This window comes from Gottfriedia luciferensis, assembly GCF_001712755.1.
Lineage (GTDB): Bacteria > Bacillota > Bacilli > Bacillales > Bacillaceae_G > Gottfriedia > Gottfriedia luciferensis_B.
The window spans coordinates 138,587-156,983 of the sequence record NZ_MDKC01000032.1 but is presented as its reverse complement, the minus strand read 5'-3'; the positions used below and the strand labels follow the sequence as shown (position 1 = coordinate 156,983).

Genomic DNA, 18,397 nt, shown 5'->3' with positions numbered 1-18,397 from the left:
TTTAGTGTAACCATTTTTTTTATGAATAAGTTGATTGGAGCGGATAGTGCTCGACTCCTATGGGATATGCGGGAAGGCTGAGACCCCGCAGGCTTGCCGAGGAGGCTAAAGAATCTCGCCCCATGGAAAGCGAGTCCTGTAGTGGAAATCAACCTCACTAACCTCCCTTTACGAAAATTTGGTAATTTAATTGACAATGTTGTTTTTCAAAAGAGTGAAAGCACCCCAGTTTATCAACTGGGGTGTTTTTTTTGTGACGAAATCAAAACTTAACTGTCCTATAACAACAAATCTAAAGAGAATCAATCGAATTGGGTTTTATAGATTTGAAAAATTTGTGACAAAATATAAATATGCGAAGAAACAATATCTTATTATAATAAATTTTATTGAATTTGATGAAAATGTGAGGTAAGATTGTTTGGTCTGAAAATTAGTCCAATTGGGAAACTTTATACAAATTAATAATCGGAGTTGTTGTTTATGTCACCAAGAGTACCTAATACTTTTATAATCATTTTAGGTTTTATGTTATTTGCACTGTTTTTTGGAGCAGGAAATCTAATTTTTCCACCCATACTTGGACAGTTAGCCGGAAAAAACTTATGGATCGCCAATGCAGGCTTTTTAGTAACTGGAGTTGGATTACCATTGTTAGGTGTTACTGCTTTTGTTTTTTCAGGTGAAAAAAATTTGCAATCTTTAGCTAGACGGGTTCATCCGTTGTTTGGTATTGTATTTACTACGGTTCTTTATCTAGCAATTGGTCCTTTTTTTGCTATCCCTAGATCAGGGAATGTATCGTTTGAAATTGGCGTTAAACCTTTTTTATCAAATGATGCAAATCCTGGTGCATTAATCATATTTACCATCTTATTTTTCACAGTTACATGCTTGTTATCACTTAATCCTACGAAGATTATTGATGTAGTAGGAAAATTTCTAACTCCTATTAAATTAACGTTTATCGGATTGCTTGTGGTTATTGCTATTGTTCATCCAATTGGGAAATTTCAAGAGCCATTTAAAGGATACACAACAAATGTGTTTTTTAAAGGGTTCCAAGAAGGTTATTTAACAATGGATGCACTTGTAGCGTTTGTTTTTGGAATTATTATTGTCAACGCAATTAAAGGAAAAGGAGTTACTACTAAAAAACAGCTTATGATCGTTTGTGGAAAGTCAACAGCAATAGCTGCTTCACTTTTAGCAATAATCTATACTGCTCTTACATATATGGGGGCTTCTAGTGTTGAGAAACTTGGTCGATTAGATAATGGGGCTGAAGTTTTAGCGAAAGTTTCAGACTATTATTTTGGTTCTTATGGAGCAATATTATTAGGTTTAATGATTACAGTGGCATGTTTGACTACGAGTGTAGGTCTAATCACTGCATGTTCTACTTTTTTTCATGAATTGTTTCCAGCCATTTCTTACAAAAAAATTGCGATCATTATGACTGTATTTAGTACACTGATAGCAAATATAGGATTAACACAGCTAATTAAAGTTTCAATTCCTGTATTAATGACACTATATCCTATCGCTATATCCTTAATTTTCTTAACATTCTTACACTATACATTTAAAGGTAGGTCTGAAGTGTATCAAGGCAGTTTGATTTTAACTTTTATTGTCAGTCTTTTTGATGGGTTAAACTCAGCTGGAATACAAATTGAAGTAATTCATCATTTCTTTTCTAAGTACCTCCCGTTGTATAGTTTAGGTTTAGGTTGGATTTTTCCAGCTATTATTGGTGGTTTTATTGGTTATTTTATTAGTATTATACGTAAGAAAGATAAGAAAGATATTCCTAGTTCAATTCGAAAGATTAGTTAATTTTAGGGAAATAACGAAGCTTTTTAACTGTAAATTTTCTTAAGTAAGTTAGTAATGGTAAAAGGGGAGAAGTTTTTTAGAGTAATTCAAAAAGTGACAATTGTTTCATCAGAAAGGGGAGTAAATAGAATGGCACAAAAGGAATTGAAAAAAGGATTGAAAGCGCGCCATATTCAGATGATTGCATTAGGCGGTACAATCGGCGTAGGCTTATTTATGGGTTCAACGAGTACAATTCATTGGACAGGCCCATCAGTAATGCTTGCTTATGCAATTTCGGGGATTTTTATCTTCTTCATTATGCGTGCAATGGGAGAAATGCTTTACTTAGAGCCAAGTACAGGTTCATTTGCGACATTTGGCCATAAATATATTCACCCTTTAGCAGGGTATATGACTGCTTGGAGTAACTGGTTCCAGTGGGTTATTGTTGGAATGTCAGAAATTATTGCAGTTGGGGCATATATGAAGTATTGGTTTCCAGACCTACCTGCTTGGATACCAGGAATTATTGCAATTGTGATTCTTGGTGCAGCAAATTTAATTTCTGTTAAATCATTTGGTGAATTTGAATTTTGGTTTGCAATGATTAAAGTCGTTACAATTTTATTGATGATTGTTGCAGGGTTTGGTCTTATTTTCTTCGGTCTTGGAAACGGAGGAAATGCGATTGGTTTATCTAACCTTTGGAAAAATGGCGGCTTCTTTACAGGTGGTTGGTCAGGTTTCTTCTTTGCACTTTCATTAGTTGTTGGAGCTTATCAAGGTGTTGAATTAATTGGTATTACAGCTGGAGAAGCAGAAAATCCGAAAAAAACATTAAAAGATGCGATTCAAAGTCTTATTTGGCGTATTTTAATCTTCTATATAGGTGCTATTTTTGTAATTGTAACAGTTTTCCCTTGGGATCAACTAAATTCGATTGGTAGCCCGTTTGTTGTAACTTTTGCCAAATTTGGTATTACAGCTGCAGCTGGAATTATTAACTTCGTAGTAATTACTGCTGCGATGTCTGGTTGTAATAGTGGTATTTATAGTGCTGGACGCATGCTTTATACATTAGGTATAAATGGACAAGCACCAAAATATTTTACAAAAGTCTCAAATAACGGAGTGCCTTTATTCGGTACGATTGGTGTACTAATTGGTTTAATAATTGGCGTTATTTTAAATTTTATTGCCCCAAAAAACTTATTCGTGTATGTATACAGTGCAAGTGTACTTCCTGGGATGATCCCGTGGTTTGTCATTTTAATTAGTCATATTCGTTTTAGAAAAGTAAAGGGAGATGAAATTAAAAATCATCCTTTTAAAATGCCTTTTGCACCATTTACTAATTACTTAACGTTAGCCTACTTAGTTTTGGTATTAATCGGTATGTGGTTTAATGATGACACACGTATCTCACTTATTGTAGGGATTATTTTCTTGGCAATCCTTGTCATTTGTTTTTATGCTTTTGGTATCGGAAAACGTGTACCATTAGATGCCCAAGCAGATGAAGAAATAGCTAACTAATACTTGACTTAATTTGATGTGATGTTCCTAAGAACATAGCTTTTCAATAAAAAATATTAATTTTATAAACAATTTATGCGTTCGTATGATTAGATCAAACAGTATTAAACTGGATGAGACTATTATACGAACGCATTTTTTATATTAACTGAATAAATAAATCGACAGTATTTTTTAATACAAAAATTAAAGTTTTTTTTAAAACAGTACGTAAAGTAAAAAATAAATATTTTGACTATTTTTGCATTTTATGACAAAATGATGAAAACTACATAGTAGGGAATAGGTGTAAATGAAGTTCATAGTTTGAAATCATTTACTTAAAAGGGAAGATTGGTTTAATTCCAACACGGTCCCGCCACTGTAAAAGAGGAGTAAATAAAAAGATGCCACTTATTAATTTAGGGAAGGCTTTTATTTACAAAAATTCTTAAGTCAGTAGACCTGCCTATTCTAACGACGCTGTTTGACCTACGAGAGATAGGGAGGTGCCTTATGGAAAGAAAGCTTAAGTTAACTTGTTCTAATTATTTATGTTTTCCAACTTAAAGGCATTTTTGTCTCTTATGAGATAAAAATGCTTTTTTATTTTAGTTAAAAGGAAAAGGAAAAAGTAGTACATATAGTAATTTAGGATATCCGAGAAATGGTGAAATAAATGAAAGACCTAGTCTAGGGACATATTTTGCATTAGCAAGTAGTAGTAAAAACATTTACGAGGACTGTGGTTTAATGACCCGTAATGAAACTGAGGTAATAGATGCCTTATCAAATATGGTAAAATCTGCGAAAAAAGTTCGAGAAAAATATTATTCAATTATTTAATGATAGGGTGAAATCGATGAGTGGTAGATATGTAAAAGAATCCAGAGTATTTGATAGTAGTAGAATATTTCCAACTGATTTAAATAACCATGGTACATTATTCGGAGGGAAAATGCTTGCAGCAATGGACTTAATTGCTTCCATTTCAGCTACAAAGCATTCAAGAATGGAATGTGTAACCGCATCGATGGATTCAGTAGAATTTTTATGTCCAGTTCGTGAAAGTGACTGCATATATTATGAATCGTTCGTGATCTTAACAGGCTCAAGCTCAATGGAAGTGTTTGTTCGAGCTACAGCCGAAGACCTACTTTCAGGTGAAAAAAGGGTTGCTGCAACATGTTTTGTAACATTTGTTGCACTTAAAGATGGAAAACCACATAGAGTAGTAGAGGTAATACCAGAAACTGATGAAGAAATTAAATTACAGCAATTAGCATTTAAACGATTAGAAAGTCGCCAATTAAGAAAGAAATTGAGTAAGGAATTGGCATTAATTTGGAAAGAATAAAAAGAAACCATTGAAATCATACTAAAAGTAAGTTAAGATTAAATTAATATTTTTAAGGAGGCATCAAATTTAGACACTATGTACAATATCCGATAACTTTTTAAGCTAACGAATTTTATAGCAAAAAAGTACTCTGCCTGAAGTCAGAGAAATTGGATAACTATGTCTATTGATGAGCCTATACTAATAATAAATTTAATCCATTGTCTTAAATGAATGGTTTATTTACTATTACATTTCATTAGAAAAATATTCTAACGTATATATTTATATATATACACGGCTTATTAAATCACATCCAATTTACACACAGGCAGATACTGCTTGTGTGTTTTTTATTTTCTTTCTTAAAAAATGCTTTCGATAAAGGATTGAATTTTTTAAGCAGGGTGATATTTTAAAATCGGATGGAGTGAAGTATATGTTTATTATAAAAGCATCGAATATAGAAATAGAATTAAACGGTAAAACAATTTTTAAAAATGGAAACTTAGATATAAAAGAAGGTGAAAGGGTAGCATTAATTGGTGAAAATGGCGTTGGAAAATCAACATTTATTAATGCCATTTTAGGTAATATTCCATTGAAAAAAGGAATGCTGCAAATTCACTATTCAAAAGATGAAATTGGATGGCTTTTAACAGATGAAGAGAATCAGGAAGGCATTTTGGCAAGGGAAGTGATCGAATCGTTTGATCAGGAACGATCCTTCATTAAAAAGAATTTAGAAAAATATCTACTTGATTTGTCAAATGAAGAAAATCTTGCTAAATATAACGAGAACTTAAGTAGATATTTAGAATTAGATGGCTATGATTGGGAAACAAAAATAGATCAAGTTTTGAAGAAATTTCAATTACCGCAAGAATTATGGAATATTCCATTCAGTCATTTAAGCGGTGGGCAAAAAACAAAAGTCAAATTAGCAAAAGTAATGATGAAGCAACCAAAGCTATTAATTTTAGACGAACCAACAAATCATTTGGACTCTGAGTCAATCCAATGGTTAACGGAATGGTTACAAAACTTTAAAGGTAGTGTACTTTTTATTTCTCATGAACGTCAATTCATTGATGATGTTGCGACTGTTACAGTTGAATTAACTGATAGTGGTACATTTAAATATAGTGGTGGCTATTCAACTTACAAAATTCAAAAAGAACATGAGCGAAAAACTCAGCAGGCTCAATATGAAAAACAAGAAGCAGAAAAGAAAAAGCTTATTGAAACAATTAATCAATATAAACAATGGTTTACAAGCTCGCATAATGCAGCCAGTGAACGAGATCCTTTTGCTAAGAAACAAGCAGCAAAAAATGCATTAAGATTTAAATCAAAAGAAAAGGATTTAGATCGATTAGAGAAAAGAAAAGTAGAAAAACCAAAAGAAGCTAAATTAATTTCAGCGAGCTTTGAAAATGATTCATTTTCAGCAAAACAAATGATTACTTTTGAAAAAGTCGATTTTTCATATGATAACAAAACGATATTTAATCAAGTTGATTTTATTTTAAATCGAGAAGATCGATTAGCAGTAATCGGTAAAAATGGTTCTGGAAAATCTACATTTTTAAAATTATTAACAGGATTAATGATTCCTTGTAATGGCTCTGTAAGACATAATCCTCAATTAAAAATAGGTTATTTTATGCAAGAGCTTGAAGCGTTAAATGAGGATTCAACAATTTTAAATGAAATTTTATCACTTCCAAATATGACTGAAACAGAAGCAAGAACAATTTTAGCATGTTTCCTTTTTAGAAGAGAGGATGTTTACAAGAGTATTGCTCAACTAAGTATGGGGGAGAAATGTAGAGTTGCTTTCGTAAAGTTATACTTTTCTGATTCTAATCTACTAGTGCTTGACGAACCAACAAATTATTTAGATATTCACACGAGAGAAAGAATTGAGGAAGCATTAGCTGCATATCCTGGAGCTGTAGTTGTAGTGTCACATGATCCATATTTACTAAAAAAGGTCTCAAATCGTGTAATTCATATTGAAAATGGAAATCTTTATGATTTCAAAGGATCTTTTTCAGAATGGAACGGAAGACAGAACATCTCAAACGATCAGCAAACTTTATTAAATGAACGAATTAAATTACAACTTGAAATAGCTGCAATGAATGCAGAAGAAAAAGATACGGATGAAGAAAAGAAAGCTCAAATTTCAAAAATCGTCAAGCTACAAAAGGAACTTGATGGAATAAATGAGAGGTTATTGTCAGAGAGAAGTGAGAAGAAAGGGTAAGAACATAAGAACTTAGTACAAAAAGTGCAGGGAAAATAAAAAAACAAATCACTTAAGTTAAGATTACTTATGGTGATTTGTTTTTTATTTTTAGTCCGAGTTTACTTAACTATTTATCCTGCCTTAAGTACATCATTTACATCATGTATAACGACAAATGCTTTTGGATCGATTGTGTGGATTATTTTTTTTAGTTCAAATAGTTCTTTATTATTAAGAATAATGTATAAGGACTCTTTTCTTAAGCCAGAGAAATGGCCTTTTGCAGTATAAATCGTTACGCCTCGATTCATTTCATTTGAAACGATTTGTGCAATTTCATTTGCTTGATCGGAAATAATCGTAATCGCTTTTTTAGGATTTAATCCTTCCATAATAAAATCCAAAACTTTAATACCTATATAAATAGAAATGACAGTATATAATGTTTTCTCAAAGCCGATTACAAAATAACCACCTAAAACGACAATTAGATCAAATAAAAGTAAAGATTTACTAATACTCCACCCAAAGGATTGATGTACCATTTGAGCAAGAACCGTAGAACCACCTGTTGTGCCACCCGCACGAAAGACAATTCCTAACCCCAGACCGATTAAAACACCAGCAAAAATAGTACCTAGTAAAGTTTCGCTTGTAGGTACGCCGTAACCGTCCGTAATACGTAAGAAAAATGAAATCGCTACGATTGAAATAACTGTATAAATTATTAGTTGTTTCTTTAAATATTTATATCCAATTATTAACAAGGAAGCATTTAAAACAAAATATACGACATCAGGTGACCAGTTAAATAGATAATAAGTAATCATCGTAATGCCGGTAAAGCCACCTTCAGCTAATTTATTCGGTATTGCAAAGAAGTTAACACCGACTGCAAATATAGCTGATCCAACAAGGAGATATAAAATATCTACGAAGTTTTTACGCACAGTTACCCCTCATTTTCTAACAGATTTTTTTCACTTCTATCATTCTACCTAATAATGTGTCTTGAATCAAAAAATTTCTATTAAACAAATTATCTATTATTAGTCATAGTTATAAACACACTTTCATAGGTTTAGAAAGAGACAAGCTATTAAGGGGGAATCATTATGGTATTTGCTACACCTGGAAAATCTGGTTCATTAATTACGTTTAAAAATCGTTATGACAATTTTATTGGTGGGGAATGGGTAAGACCAGTAAGAGAACAGTATTTTGGAAATGTTTCGCCTGTAACTGGACAAGTCTTTTGTGAGGTGGCTAGATCGACTTCAGAAGATATCGAAAAAGCACTTGATGCAGCACATGGTGCAAAAGGTAAATGGGGGAGAATGTCAGTAACTGAGAGGGCAAATATTTTACATAAGATTGCTGATCGTATGGAATCAAATAAAGAATATCTTGCTGTCGCTGAAACTTGGGAAAACGGTAAACCTGTTCGTGAAACTTTAGCTGCAGATATTCCTTTAGCAATAGACCATTTCCGTTATTTTGCCGGATGTATCAGGTCGCAAGAAGGATCGCTCGGTGAACTTGATGGTGATACAGTTGCATATCATTATAAAGAGCCATTAGGGGTTGTCGGTCAGATTATTCCATGGAACTTCCCGATTTTAATGGCTGTATGGAAGCTTGCTCCAGCCCTTGCTGCAGGGAATTGTGTTGTTTTAAAACCGGCTGAGCAAACGCCAACATCTGTGTTAGTTTTAATGGAACTAATTCAAGATCTATTGCCACCTGGAGTTGTTAACGTTGTAAACGGATTTGGACTTGAAGCAGGTAAACCATTAGCTTCAAGTGATCGAATTGCAAAAATTGCATTTACTGGTGAAACTTCAACTGGTCGACTAATTATGGAATATGCTTCAAAGAATTTAATTCCTGTTACATTAGAATTAGGTGGTAAATCTCCTAATATTTTCTTTGAAGATGTAGTAGATAATGAAGAGTTTTTCGATAAAGCACTTGAAGGCTTTACGATGTTTGCTTTAAATCAGGGGGAAGTATGTACATGTCCTTCTAGAGCGCTTATTCATGAATCAATTTATGAGGAATTTATGGATAGAGCAGTAAACCGAGTAAAAGCGATTAAGCAAGGAAATCCATTGGATCCTCAAACAATGATCGGTTCTCAAGCTTCGCACGAGCAATTGAATAAGATTTTATCTTATTTTGAAATTGGAAAGAATGAAGGTGCAGAAGTTTTAGTTGGTGGTAGTCGCAACGTTCTTGATGGAGAATTGAAAGATGGTTTTTATGTAAACCCGACCATTTTTAAAGGGAACAATAAAATGAGAGTGTTCCAAGAAGAAATTTTTGGTCCTGTTGTTTCGGTTACTACATTTAAATCAAAAGAAGAGGCATTGGAAATCGCTAATGACACTTTATATGGATTAGGAGCGGGAGTATGGACTCGTGATATGGATACTGCTTATCGATTCGGACGCAATATCGAAGCAGGTCGAGTTTGGGTAAACTGCTATCACGCATATCCGGCACATGCAGCCTTTGGTGGGTATAAAAATTCAGGAGTAGGTCGTGAAACGCATAAAATGATGTTGGACCACTATCAAAATACAAAGAATTTGCTAGTTAGTTATTCACCGAGTAAACTAGGATTCTTTTAATAACTTTTACACTCCAGTATTCATTTACTGGAGTGTTTTTATTTAGATAGAAAGAATACAAAATAATAATTTTCTAAAATCCATACATAAAAACTAGTAGCTATTTAATATGTTAAATAAAAAGTATAAATTGGAGGGACTAAATATGTTAGAGCTAGCAATCTATGTATTTATCATTATAGTACTGTATAGTTTCATTCAATTATATTTAAACCGGAAGTGGAAGTTAATCTATACTACGTATGGTTATCAAAACTATTTTATCATTATTGGTAAATTGAAGAAGAATGGAATTGAGTATAAGACGAAATTACCGATGAATTTTAATGGTAGGAGATTTAATGAGAATACTCAATATGATATATATGTAAAAAAAGATTTAGAACATTTGGCATTGCAGTCTTTATATCAAACTTAATAGATTGTACAATAACAATCTAATTTTATGTAAAAATTATAAATTTCCACTGCAGGATGTTCGTTTTAAAGGAGTGCGATTGAGCTTTCTAGTTGTGTTAGCCAAGCAACTTTTCTTTAGTTAATAATTTCCTATAGGAACCCCGGGCATTTTTTAAAATATAAGGTTATAATATTACTCCTGCAAAGTTTCCACGTAATACTTGTTTATTCTTCTGATTTGTACATAAGAAGGATGACATGATCGATATTCTATTTTCTTGTTTTTCAAATTTCTCGATTGTAACTTCACAGGTTATTGTATCTCCTGAGTAAACTGGTCTTAAAAATTCGAAATTTACCGTTCGTGCTAGTACGTTGTGATCTCCACCTATTTTGGTTGGTAAAGTTGCAGTCAACAAACCTTGAATAACAAGTCTTCCTTGTTCATCAGGCGTAATATGATGTGCGCCTGCATCACCAGAAACCTTCGTAAATAATTCAACGTCTTCTACCGTAAAAGTTCGTTCAAATGTAATGATATCGCCTACTTGTAATGACAATTTTTTACCTCCTTATTAATAAAAATATTAATTTTCTTACTTAAATAGTTCGTTTTCTTACTGTACTATCCTTCAAAATCGTTAAAAAAATCGACTAAATAGTCGATTTGCTCCTTGATATAACATTAAGCAAGGGGGATTAATTACGAGGTGCCCATAAAATGACAGATACACCAATTAAACAGATTGCCGCACCGATCCAATCATATAAATCAGGTGATTTTTTATCAACACCCCAGCCCCATAAGATTGAGAGAACGATAAATACGCCTCCATATGCTGCATAAACTCTACCAAAGGATGGGAAAATTTGGAACGTTGCAATGACACCATAAACTGCCAAAATAATCCCTCCGATTAATCCTAAATAAGCTGATTGGCCTTCTCTTAGCCATAACCATATAAGGTATCCTCCGCCAATTTCAGCTAAACCGGCTAATAAAAATATAACTATTGCAGTGATCAATATTACTTCTTCCTTTCTATTAAAAGACAAATTGGTGAAAACATATGTACAAGTTTATGCCCTTTATTTTAACAATAAAGACTAAAAGAAACGATCATTCTATTTGAATCTTTATAAATTTACCATCGTTCTCTTAGATCATGAATTTCGGTACTAATAGAACTATTCTAATCATAATTTTATAGAAGAAAATAATATGAAGAGGAGGTGTAGTGTTTAGTGCTAAAAGTTAAAGTGAATTTACGTCCCGTTGTTAGTAAGGTCAATTTACCAACCGTTTTGAAAACAACTATTCTTCCAGGTGATTCAGTTGAAAGATTATTTATTGCAACACAAGTAGGAGAGATTTTTTACATAGGAAATGGAGAAATCAGGACTTTTTTAGATATTCGACCTCGGGTATTAAAATTAGGTGAGTCTGGAGGCTATGACGAACGCGGCTTACTTGGGTTAGCATTTCATCCTAATTTTTATCATAATGGGTTGTTTTATATTCATTATTCAGTAGCTGGTTCTCAGGGGCCAAGTGCTCTTTCTAACCATTTTAAACCTAATCCATGTGATCCCAAAACATTAAATTTGAAATGGCTGAATAGGGAAACTCAATATAACCATATTGATACAGTTGAAGAATGGGTACTCCAATCAAATGGTCAGCCTCAAAAACGACGGACATTATTGAACATTAAAAGACCGTTCTTGAATCATAATGGACTTAACACTTTAAATTTTTCACCCGAAACAAGTAAACTTGTTTTAACAACAGGAGATGGTGGGTCAGGCTATGATCCATTTAACTTAAGCCAAGATAATTTGGAAATTGCAGGTAAAATAATTGAAATTGATATAAATAAAAACATTAACAGCAATAATCCTCCTATTGTAACTCGTTTTAATGAACTTCCAACAAGTATTCAAGAAACTCTCACAGTAATAGCTAAAGGGGTTCGTAATATATCAGGTATTTCATATCAAAGATTTTATAATCAATATATTAAATATATTGGAAATGTCGGTCAGGATTTGGTCGAGTCGCTTTTTTCATTTGTTCATTATAAACCAATTCCGGTCACTCAATTAATCCAAATGAATTCTGAATCTGAGATGGAGGGATTTATTAACTTCGGCTGGAGAGGTTGGGAAGGTGCTTTTCCTACTTCGACAATAAATGGATGTACAGATAATTCAAATGTGGATGAGAAAACAATAGCATATTACGATCAATCAGTTACACTTTCAGCGAGCCGTCTTCAACCTTTAACTAGTTATTTTCATAAAGATCCAAGACCAGATAAATTTGAAGGAACGGCACTTACAGGAGTCCAGTCATACATGGGAAATGAAATTCCTAGTTTAACTGGTGGTATTGTATTTACCGATTTGGTACAAAAAGGATCTCAAGCACAGGTTAAAGGAGTTTTAGCTTATACGAAATTAAGACCAGATGGTAAACAAAGTGATTTCAGTGTTATACAAACTGATTATGACTTTGGATCTCAACCGGCCTATTATGTAGGTTTGGGGACGAATTTAAATCAAACTAAAATCTATTTAGCGGTTTATGGTTCTATGAAAGTGACTGATTTAAACATGGGTACGATTTTTGAAATTGTACCGTGACTTTTAGTAAAGTTGTCTAATACTAGTAAATAAACAACCACGGAGGTAATTATTGACTCCAGTGGTTGTTTATAATTGATGAGCATTGTATAACATAAGAGACTATTCGCCACTTGTTAAGTGTTCTTGTATTTATTGCGATAAAAATGCATAAATACAAGATCCCTATTAGATCATGAGAAGTAGCTTGTATCTAGGTTAATCATTAAAGTTTTGAAATTTTTTACCATTTCGATCGTCAAGGCAAGAAACTTCAATCAATAAATTATTAAACGTTGTGAAATAAAAGCCATAGCTATTCCCTCTCATGGTATAAGGTTCCTTGTCTATTTGGATGCCCCCAGCTATTAAGCGCTCATACTGTTGATCGACCTCACTTGACGTTTCCACTAAAAAACCTACATGAAAAGCTTCAGGGTATTTAATTTCCATTTGCCTCTTAAATGCCTTTGGATCACTTAACACGAGAATAAATCCTTGCTCATCACTTAACACTACGAGAGCTTTTCCTTTTTGTTCTAGAAATTTAAAGTCAAAAAATGTTTCAAAGAATTGTCTAGCTTCTGATAAATCATCGACACATAAATTTAAATGATTCAACCTCATTCACTTTTCTCCTTTTAATAAATCTTTGATTAAAAGAAGTAACACTTGTATCTTTTCCTTATATAGTGTTACTGCTTTTGTTGTTTAAACTTGATACAACTAGAGTATATATATGTAATTTAATTGGAAAAATATTCCTTTTTTACTTCTGCTTTGTTAGTTATAGGCTATAAAGAAAATAAGTATATTCTAAGAATTACAGCTAGTTTTTTGGAGTAAGTAACAATTAAATGGTATAAAATGGAATTTTTTGATACAGTTGTATTAAACAGAATCATTGTATATTGAGGAGAAAATCAATGGGATATATTATGGATTTAAGAAAAGTTGTAGGTAGTCGACCTATCTTAATGGCAGGTGCAAATGTTATCCTACTAGATTCACAAAAGAGAGTATTATTACAATTAAGAAAAGATAATAAGACTTGGGGATTACCTGGTGGATCATTAGAGTTAGGAGAAAATTTAGAAGAAGTGGCTAAAAGAGAATTGAAAGAAGAAACTGGTCTTACAGCATTAAATCTTGAGTTTTTTAACATCTTTTCTGGAGAAGAATTTTATTATAAATATCCCCATGGGGATGAGGTATATAATGTAATTGCGACGTATATTTGTACTGAATATACTGGGCAATTAGAGCCAGAAGAAAGCGAAGTGCTCGAGTTAGGCTTTTTTAATTTTCATGACCTTCCATCAGAAATTAATCCATGTGAAATTCCTATTTTAAACTTGTATAAGGATTCTAACTATTGAACTTAGAATGTGGAATTAAGACTAAATAATGATTAAAAGGATCTTTTTTTAAGATCCTTTTTTCATTTTCAATATTATATTAATTGATATTTTGTTAAACCTTTAAAAATTAAGTATTTTTTTATTAAGGTCTAAATTACAATATTAGCTTTTTTATTCTATGTTATTTTGCAGTTGAAGTTGCTGCTTCGTTTTTGCAGTTTTCGCAAGTTGAATAGATTTTCACAACTTTTTTATACTCCGCGTACTCAATAGTTTCTTCGCATTCTTTACAGATTAAAATTTGCATTAGAAACACCTCCTAAACCCACTATAACACGTTCGAATCACGATTTCTCCAGGGACTTTACCCACCCTGTGGACGTGAATTGTCCCGGTTGAAATAACGTTGATATAGCAAGGTTTTCAAGTAGAAATGGACTTAAAAAAAATTTTTTTTCGATTTAAAAAAACGAAAAATAGAACAGTGTGAGTATGTTTTGGTATCAATTTTGTCCATGAATAACTAATAACTTTTTTTATATTATTGATTATCTTAATTAAAAGATATTTTAATTAAAAATTACCTCCCGACTAGCGTCAAGAGGTCATCTTTATTCGACTAATATTAGTGAATAGGCATACCCCAGGATTCTTGCAGTTTTTCAAGTCCAGATTGATTTGTTACCTTAAGAATGATTTGTTTGTTGGTGACTTTTTTCTCCATCAAACTATAAGAATCACCGTCCCGCAAGCCTGGCCAATAAACACTTCCAGCACCAATCGTATTAATTTTTTTGCTCATTGCACGAACATAGTTAATATCATTTTTACTCTTTTTTACCAAATAATCCAAGCCGCTTTTCATTGGTGCTCCCCACTCGGTAATGATGGCACGATCGGAGTATTTTCCAATTTCAAATGTTAAAATATTTGACCATCCTGTTTCTGTGAGGGCATTAATATGTACATATCCTGCATAAAACGCATAGCAGTGAACGGCAAGCATTGTTCCGTCAAGTCGTTTGTCATCTCCTAGAGGATTAATATAAAGAGCGGCCAAACCAATTCCATCAAGAATGACATTTTTCTTTGGAATATTGAAGCTTGTTAACCAATCATGATAGAGATTGCGTAAATCTTTCGTATTATAACCATATGGCTCATTAATAGGTTCAAAATAACAGTTGGGGTTGTTTCCGTATTTTTTAATAACAGTACTCCACATGCTAAAATATTTATTGAGATCTTCAGGTTTTCCATTTTTCGGTGGCCTAGCAAAAAATGACTTTGCCTCTTTCTAACGCAGCATCAATGGCCCCTGTATAAGTACGCCAATAATTTGCGACTGTCGCTTCATTAATGGGTAGTCTAACTGTGTTAGCACCAGTTTCATCGAACATCTGCCCGATCACTTGTCGGCCTACTACTTTTGCAGAATCGTATGTATCATTTTTGGCCAGTCCACTTACATAAATGACGCCATCGACAAAATTGTCGCGCTCATCTGCCCAATTCACACCCCTTATTCCAGCTGACAGTGATGAAGTAGGTTTATTAATGGTGATTTTAACAAGATTTAAAAAAGTAAAAGAAGAGGCAATCAGTAAAATAATGGAACCTAAAATACCTACTACTATAAAGGATACTATTTTTACTATTTTCAAAATTTCCCCCCTCATCTAATTAATCTCTGTAAAATTTATTTTTAGAACTTTACTATTATTCTATGATTTACTGAAAAAGAATGAATAAAGTAATAGATTTCAAAAGGTTCACTATACAAAAAGAAAGTTTGCAATAAAGAATGTTATAATCTATTGAAATGGGAATGTTAAAGAGTTCTAATTTTAATGAATAGGGGGGTAGGAATGAAAAAAATCTTAGTAGTAATAGCCATTTTAATAACAGGGATTGTAGGGATAATAGGTTATGTTCATTTTCAAAGTGGATTTGATATTAAAATTAAAAATCAAACAAATAAAGATGTAACGGGAATATATTTGACCTATGATCATGTTAAAACCGATCTAAAGATACCTACAATTGCTTCGCATAAGGACTATAAACTAAACATAAATCCCTCAAAGGATGTTGGAGAGAGTACAATGGAGCTACATTATAAAGACAATAAAGGAAAATTACATACAGAATCAGTTATCGGATATTTTGAAGGTGGTTATTCTGGAAATATATTAATTACGATAAAATCTGTTGATGAAGATGGAAAACTTAAATTTAAAGTTAAGGAAGATATTTCTTTATATTAATTTGTTTTTTATATTAAAATCTCATTGTTCAACAAGTTTCATAGAATGTTGCAGTAAATGGCTGTTAAGTTGTATCAGAATATGCTTAAATGTTTATCTAAATTAGCATAAACATTTTTATTTAAAGATAGATTTATATGCTTTTTTTCGGAGGAATATTAATGCAATTATCATCTAGAATTTCGATTCCAAATTATGTAACAAAGAGGTTTTTTGTTCTGTATAGCGTCCCTTTTTTAATAAGTGTTCTCTTGATATTTCTTACTGATCCTTTAAAGGTTGTTGATTTGTTCTATCAAACTTTATACTTATCGATTTTCTACATAGGACTACCTATTGGAGTTGTGTTTTTACCTTATTATGGATATTTTTATTTACTTCAGAAATATTTTAAAGTGACTTATGTCATAACAGTAACTGCCTTAATTACAACAATAATCGCACTAATCTTAGTGTTTATAGTCATTCAAAAAACATATAAATCATTTGAAACCCGTAGCTACTTTACAAAAGAAACGACTAGTCAGTTGTCAAAAAAGTCTAACGAATTATTTGAAAAAGAAACAGGTGTTAAAGGAAAAATAAACAAACTTAAGATGATTAGCAGATATAATGACGCCGATAATGGGGACTTTACACTTACTCGAAAAAGATATTATGACATTGAAGTTGTCTCGAAAAATCCATCAGATTTACAAAAAATTCCAAGAAGTTATAAATTTATTAGTGTTAATGGGAAATGGATTTTAAAAACGAAAAATGAGAAATGGTTCTTAAATTAGATAATGTGTTGAAATAAGTTAATTAATTAAATAAGGGCTACTTCAGAAAAATTTTGATATGAATAAAAAGAAACAACGCTTAGAATTTACTCTAAGCGTTGTTGGTTTTTATTGAACTAGGCCTTATGAAATAGAGCAATAAAATAGTTTAATAATCTTTCAATTCAATTTCATTGGCAGCTTTAGCGATCATTCTCGTAATCATTTTAAACATGCCATTCATTAAGATGGGAAAGCGTAACATTGCATTGCGTAATAAAATTTTGAAGTTTGATTTTTCAATCATTCCTCCAGCAGTTAAAAGCCCTATTTTTTGGTTTTTTTCAACAAAATTTTTCATCACATTTTCATAGGTGATGAATGACCTTTTGTAATCACCATTAGCAGCTTTCAGCTCTCCTGCGAGGACATATGCTCCGACAAGGGCCAGGCTAGTACCTTGACCTGAGAGGGGTGAAGGACAATAAGCCGCATCACCTACTAAAGCAATTCGGCCATCTGACCAGGTCGGCATGTGAATTTGACAAATTTCATCAAAATAAAAATCTGAAGCATTAATCAATTTTTGGAGCAAGTTCGGTGTTTCCCAACCATTAAGTTCTTCGAAAGCATTTTTAATAAGATTTTTTTGTTCTTCTGTATTATAACGGTCGTACTTAAGTGGCTCGGATTGGAACACTAACATGCCCTTTGCTTCCTTTTTATCATTTGCGCTATACATTCCAACAGTTTTACCCGGAACGGTATAAAGCATTTGAGAGTGGTCGAGGTTCAGATAATTCTCGAATTCAAAAATTGAGATATAACAGCCGAGAGTACGTTTAAACTGATCCTCGTCACCAAATTTCAACGTACGCACATTGGAATGGATTCCATCAGCGCCGATTATTAGATCGAATGTATCTGGTTTCCCATTAGTATATTGAACTTCAACCCCTGACATTGATTCATGAATAGAGGTAATTGAATCGCCCCAAATATATGTAACTTTATCCTTGGTCAAATCGAACAAAATGTTACTAAGATTCTCACGCATAATTTCAATATCCATCCCTTGCTGATTCCCCATACTTGCTTCACTAATTTTACCTTTAATTTTTCCTTTATCATTCACGAAGTAAACTCCAGTCATATGTGTATCTAATGAACGAACATCATCAAGAATTCCCATTCGTTCAAGCACAGAAATTGCAGCACCACGGATATCAACAGCGTATCCCCCTGGGCGTAAAGAAGGAGCCCGTTCTACTACAGTCACCTCGAAACCATAGCGATGAAGCCAGTAAGCAAGTGCTGGCCCTGCAATGCTCGCTCCGGAAATAAGAACACGCATCGGTTGCTTCATAATTAGTTAATCACTCCTCAGCTAAAAAAAATTAGACAACATAACAACAATATATT

The 18,397-nt window shown here is 32.6% G+C and carries 17 protein-coding genes, 1 pseudogene and 1 riboswitch; of the genes and pseudogenes, 10 read left to right on the top strand and 8 right to left on the bottom strand.

Annotation, left to right across the window (positions count from 1 at the left end):
- Positions 1-483 precede the first annotated feature (483 nt).
- The 4 genes from brnQ to abc-f all read left to right on the top strand — a co-directional run bounded on the left by brnQ (position 484) and on the right by abc-f (position 6,947).
- Positions 484-1,839 carry a branched-chain amino acid transport system II carrier protein gene (brnQ, locus tag BED47_RS15740; RefSeq protein WP_069034442.1) on the top strand — a complete coding sequence of 452 codons (1,356 nt, stop codon included), beginning with the start codon at positions 484-486 and terminating at the stop codon, positions 1,837-1,839.
- A gap of 129 nt (positions 1,840-1,968) precedes the next feature.
- Positions 1,969-3,357 (top strand): amino acid permease, encoded by a 1,389-nt coding sequence (locus BED47_RS15735; protein WP_069034441.1) that lies wholly within the window; start codon positions 1,969-1,971, stop codon positions 3,355-3,357.
- A 267-nt stretch (positions 3,358-3,624) separates the two neighbouring features.
- Positions 3,625-3,823: riboswitch (cobalamin riboswitch) on the top strand.
- Positions 3,824-4,198: 375 nt separating this feature from the next.
- The gene (locus tag BED47_RS15730; protein WP_069034440.1) at positions 4,199-4,693 is read left to right on the top strand and encodes an acyl-CoA thioesterase; all 495 of its coding nucleotides are present in this window, start codon (positions 4,199-4,201) and stop codon (positions 4,691-4,693) included.
- Between the two features lie 421 nt (positions 4,694-5,114).
- Positions 5,115-6,947, top strand: a complete 1,833-nt coding sequence (gene abc-f / locus BED47_RS15725; RefSeq protein WP_069034439.1) for a ribosomal protection-like ABC-F family protein — start codon at positions 5,115-5,117, stop codon at positions 6,945-6,947.
- Between the two features lie 113 nt (positions 6,948-7,060).
- Here the strand turns inward: abc-f and BED47_RS15720 are convergent, their stop codons facing one another.
- The gene (locus tag BED47_RS15720) at positions 7,061-7,879 is read right to left on the bottom strand and encodes a YitT family protein (RefSeq protein ID WP_069034438.1); all 819 of its coding nucleotides are present in this window, start codon (positions 7,877-7,879) and stop codon (positions 7,061-7,063) included.
- Positions 7,880-8,044: 165 nt separating this feature from the next.
- Between BED47_RS15720 and exaC the strand changes: the two genes are divergently transcribed.
- Both exaC and BED47_RS15710 read left to right on the top strand, forming a co-directional pair.
- Positions 8,045-9,562 carry an acetaldehyde dehydrogenase ExaC gene (gene exaC / locus BED47_RS15715; protein WP_069034437.1) on the top strand — a complete coding sequence of 506 codons (1,518 nt, stop codon included), beginning with the start codon at positions 8,045-8,047 and terminating at the stop codon, positions 9,560-9,562.
- Positions 9,563-9,707: 145 nt separating this feature from the next.
- Positions 9,708-9,980 (top strand): hypothetical protein, encoded by a 273-nt coding sequence (locus BED47_RS15710; protein WP_069034436.1) that lies wholly within the window; start codon positions 9,708-9,710, stop codon positions 9,978-9,980.
- A 166-nt stretch (positions 9,981-10,146) separates the two neighbouring features.
- On the opposite strand, the gene BED47_RS15705 is transcribed toward BED47_RS15710, so the two are convergent.
- A complete protein-coding gene (locus BED47_RS15705) occupies positions 10,147-10,521 on the bottom strand; it encodes an FAS1-like dehydratase domain-containing protein (RefSeq protein ID WP_069034435.1) in 375 nt (124 codons plus the stop codon).
- 139 nt (positions 10,522-10,660) lie between these two features.
- Entirely contained in the window at positions 10,661-10,984 is a 324-nt protein-coding gene (locus BED47_RS15700; RefSeq protein ID WP_439097791.1) for a YnfA family protein, read from the bottom strand.
- Between the two features lie 222 nt (positions 10,985-11,206).
- Between BED47_RS15700 and BED47_RS15695 the strand changes: the two genes are divergently transcribed.
- Entirely contained in the window at positions 11,207-12,607 is a 1,401-nt protein-coding gene (locus BED47_RS15695; RefSeq protein ID WP_069034433.1) for a PQQ-dependent sugar dehydrogenase, read from the top strand.
- A 198-nt stretch (positions 12,608-12,805) separates the two neighbouring features.
- On the opposite strand, the gene BED47_RS15690 is transcribed toward BED47_RS15695, so the two are convergent.
- A complete protein-coding gene (locus BED47_RS15690) occupies positions 12,806-13,213 on the bottom strand; it encodes a VOC family protein (RefSeq protein WP_069034432.1) in 408 nt (135 codons plus the stop codon).
- 299 nt (positions 13,214-13,512) lie between these two features.
- Between BED47_RS15690 and BED47_RS15685 the strand changes: the two genes are divergently transcribed.
- The gene (locus tag BED47_RS15685) at positions 13,513-13,965 is read left to right on the top strand and encodes an NUDIX hydrolase (protein WP_069034431.1); all 453 of its coding nucleotides are present in this window, start codon (positions 13,513-13,515) and stop codon (positions 13,963-13,965) included.
- A 163-nt stretch (positions 13,966-14,128) separates the two neighbouring features.
- Here the strand turns inward: BED47_RS15685 and BED47_RS23450 are convergent, their stop codons facing one another.
- The 3 genes and pseudogenes from BED47_RS23450 to BED47_RS23305 all read right to left on the bottom strand — a co-directional run bounded on the left by BED47_RS23450 (position 14,129) and on the right by BED47_RS23305 (position 15,611).
- Complete coding sequence (locus BED47_RS23450; protein WP_098428711.1) at positions 14,129-14,254, bottom strand: GapA-binding peptide SR1P; 126 nt, start codon at positions 14,252-14,254, stop codon at positions 14,129-14,131.
- 318 nt (positions 14,255-14,572) lie between these two features.
- Positions 14,573-15,178 (bottom strand): annotated as a pseudogene (locus BED47_RS23310) (hypothetical protein); the annotation flags it as partial.
- 40 nt (positions 15,179-15,218) lie between these two features.
- Positions 15,219-15,611 carry a hypothetical protein gene (locus BED47_RS23305; RefSeq protein WP_084006949.1) on the bottom strand — a complete coding sequence of 131 codons (393 nt, stop codon included), beginning with the start codon at positions 15,609-15,611 and terminating at the stop codon, positions 15,219-15,221.
- A gap of 204 nt (positions 15,612-15,815) precedes the next feature.
- Between BED47_RS23305 and BED47_RS15675 the strand changes: the two genes are divergently transcribed.
- Together BED47_RS15675 and BED47_RS15670 are read left to right on the top strand one after the other, a co-directional pair.
- Positions 15,816-16,214, top strand: a complete 399-nt coding sequence (locus BED47_RS15675; RefSeq protein WP_069034430.1) for a hypothetical protein — start codon at positions 15,816-15,818, stop codon at positions 16,212-16,214.
- Positions 16,215-16,375: 161 nt separating this feature from the next.
- On the top strand, positions 16,376-16,996 hold the full coding sequence (locus BED47_RS15670) for a hypothetical protein (RefSeq protein ID WP_069034429.1): 621 nt from the start codon (positions 16,376-16,378) through the stop codon (positions 16,994-16,996).
- 148 nt (positions 16,997-17,144) lie between these two features.
- Here BED47_RS15670 and BED47_RS15665 read toward each other — a convergent pair whose 3' ends face one another.
- Positions 17,145-18,341 (bottom strand): FAD-dependent monooxygenase, encoded by a 1,197-nt coding sequence (locus BED47_RS15665; protein ID WP_069034428.1) that lies wholly within the window; start codon positions 18,339-18,341, stop codon positions 17,145-17,147.
- Positions 18,342-18,397: the final 56 nt, after the last annotated feature.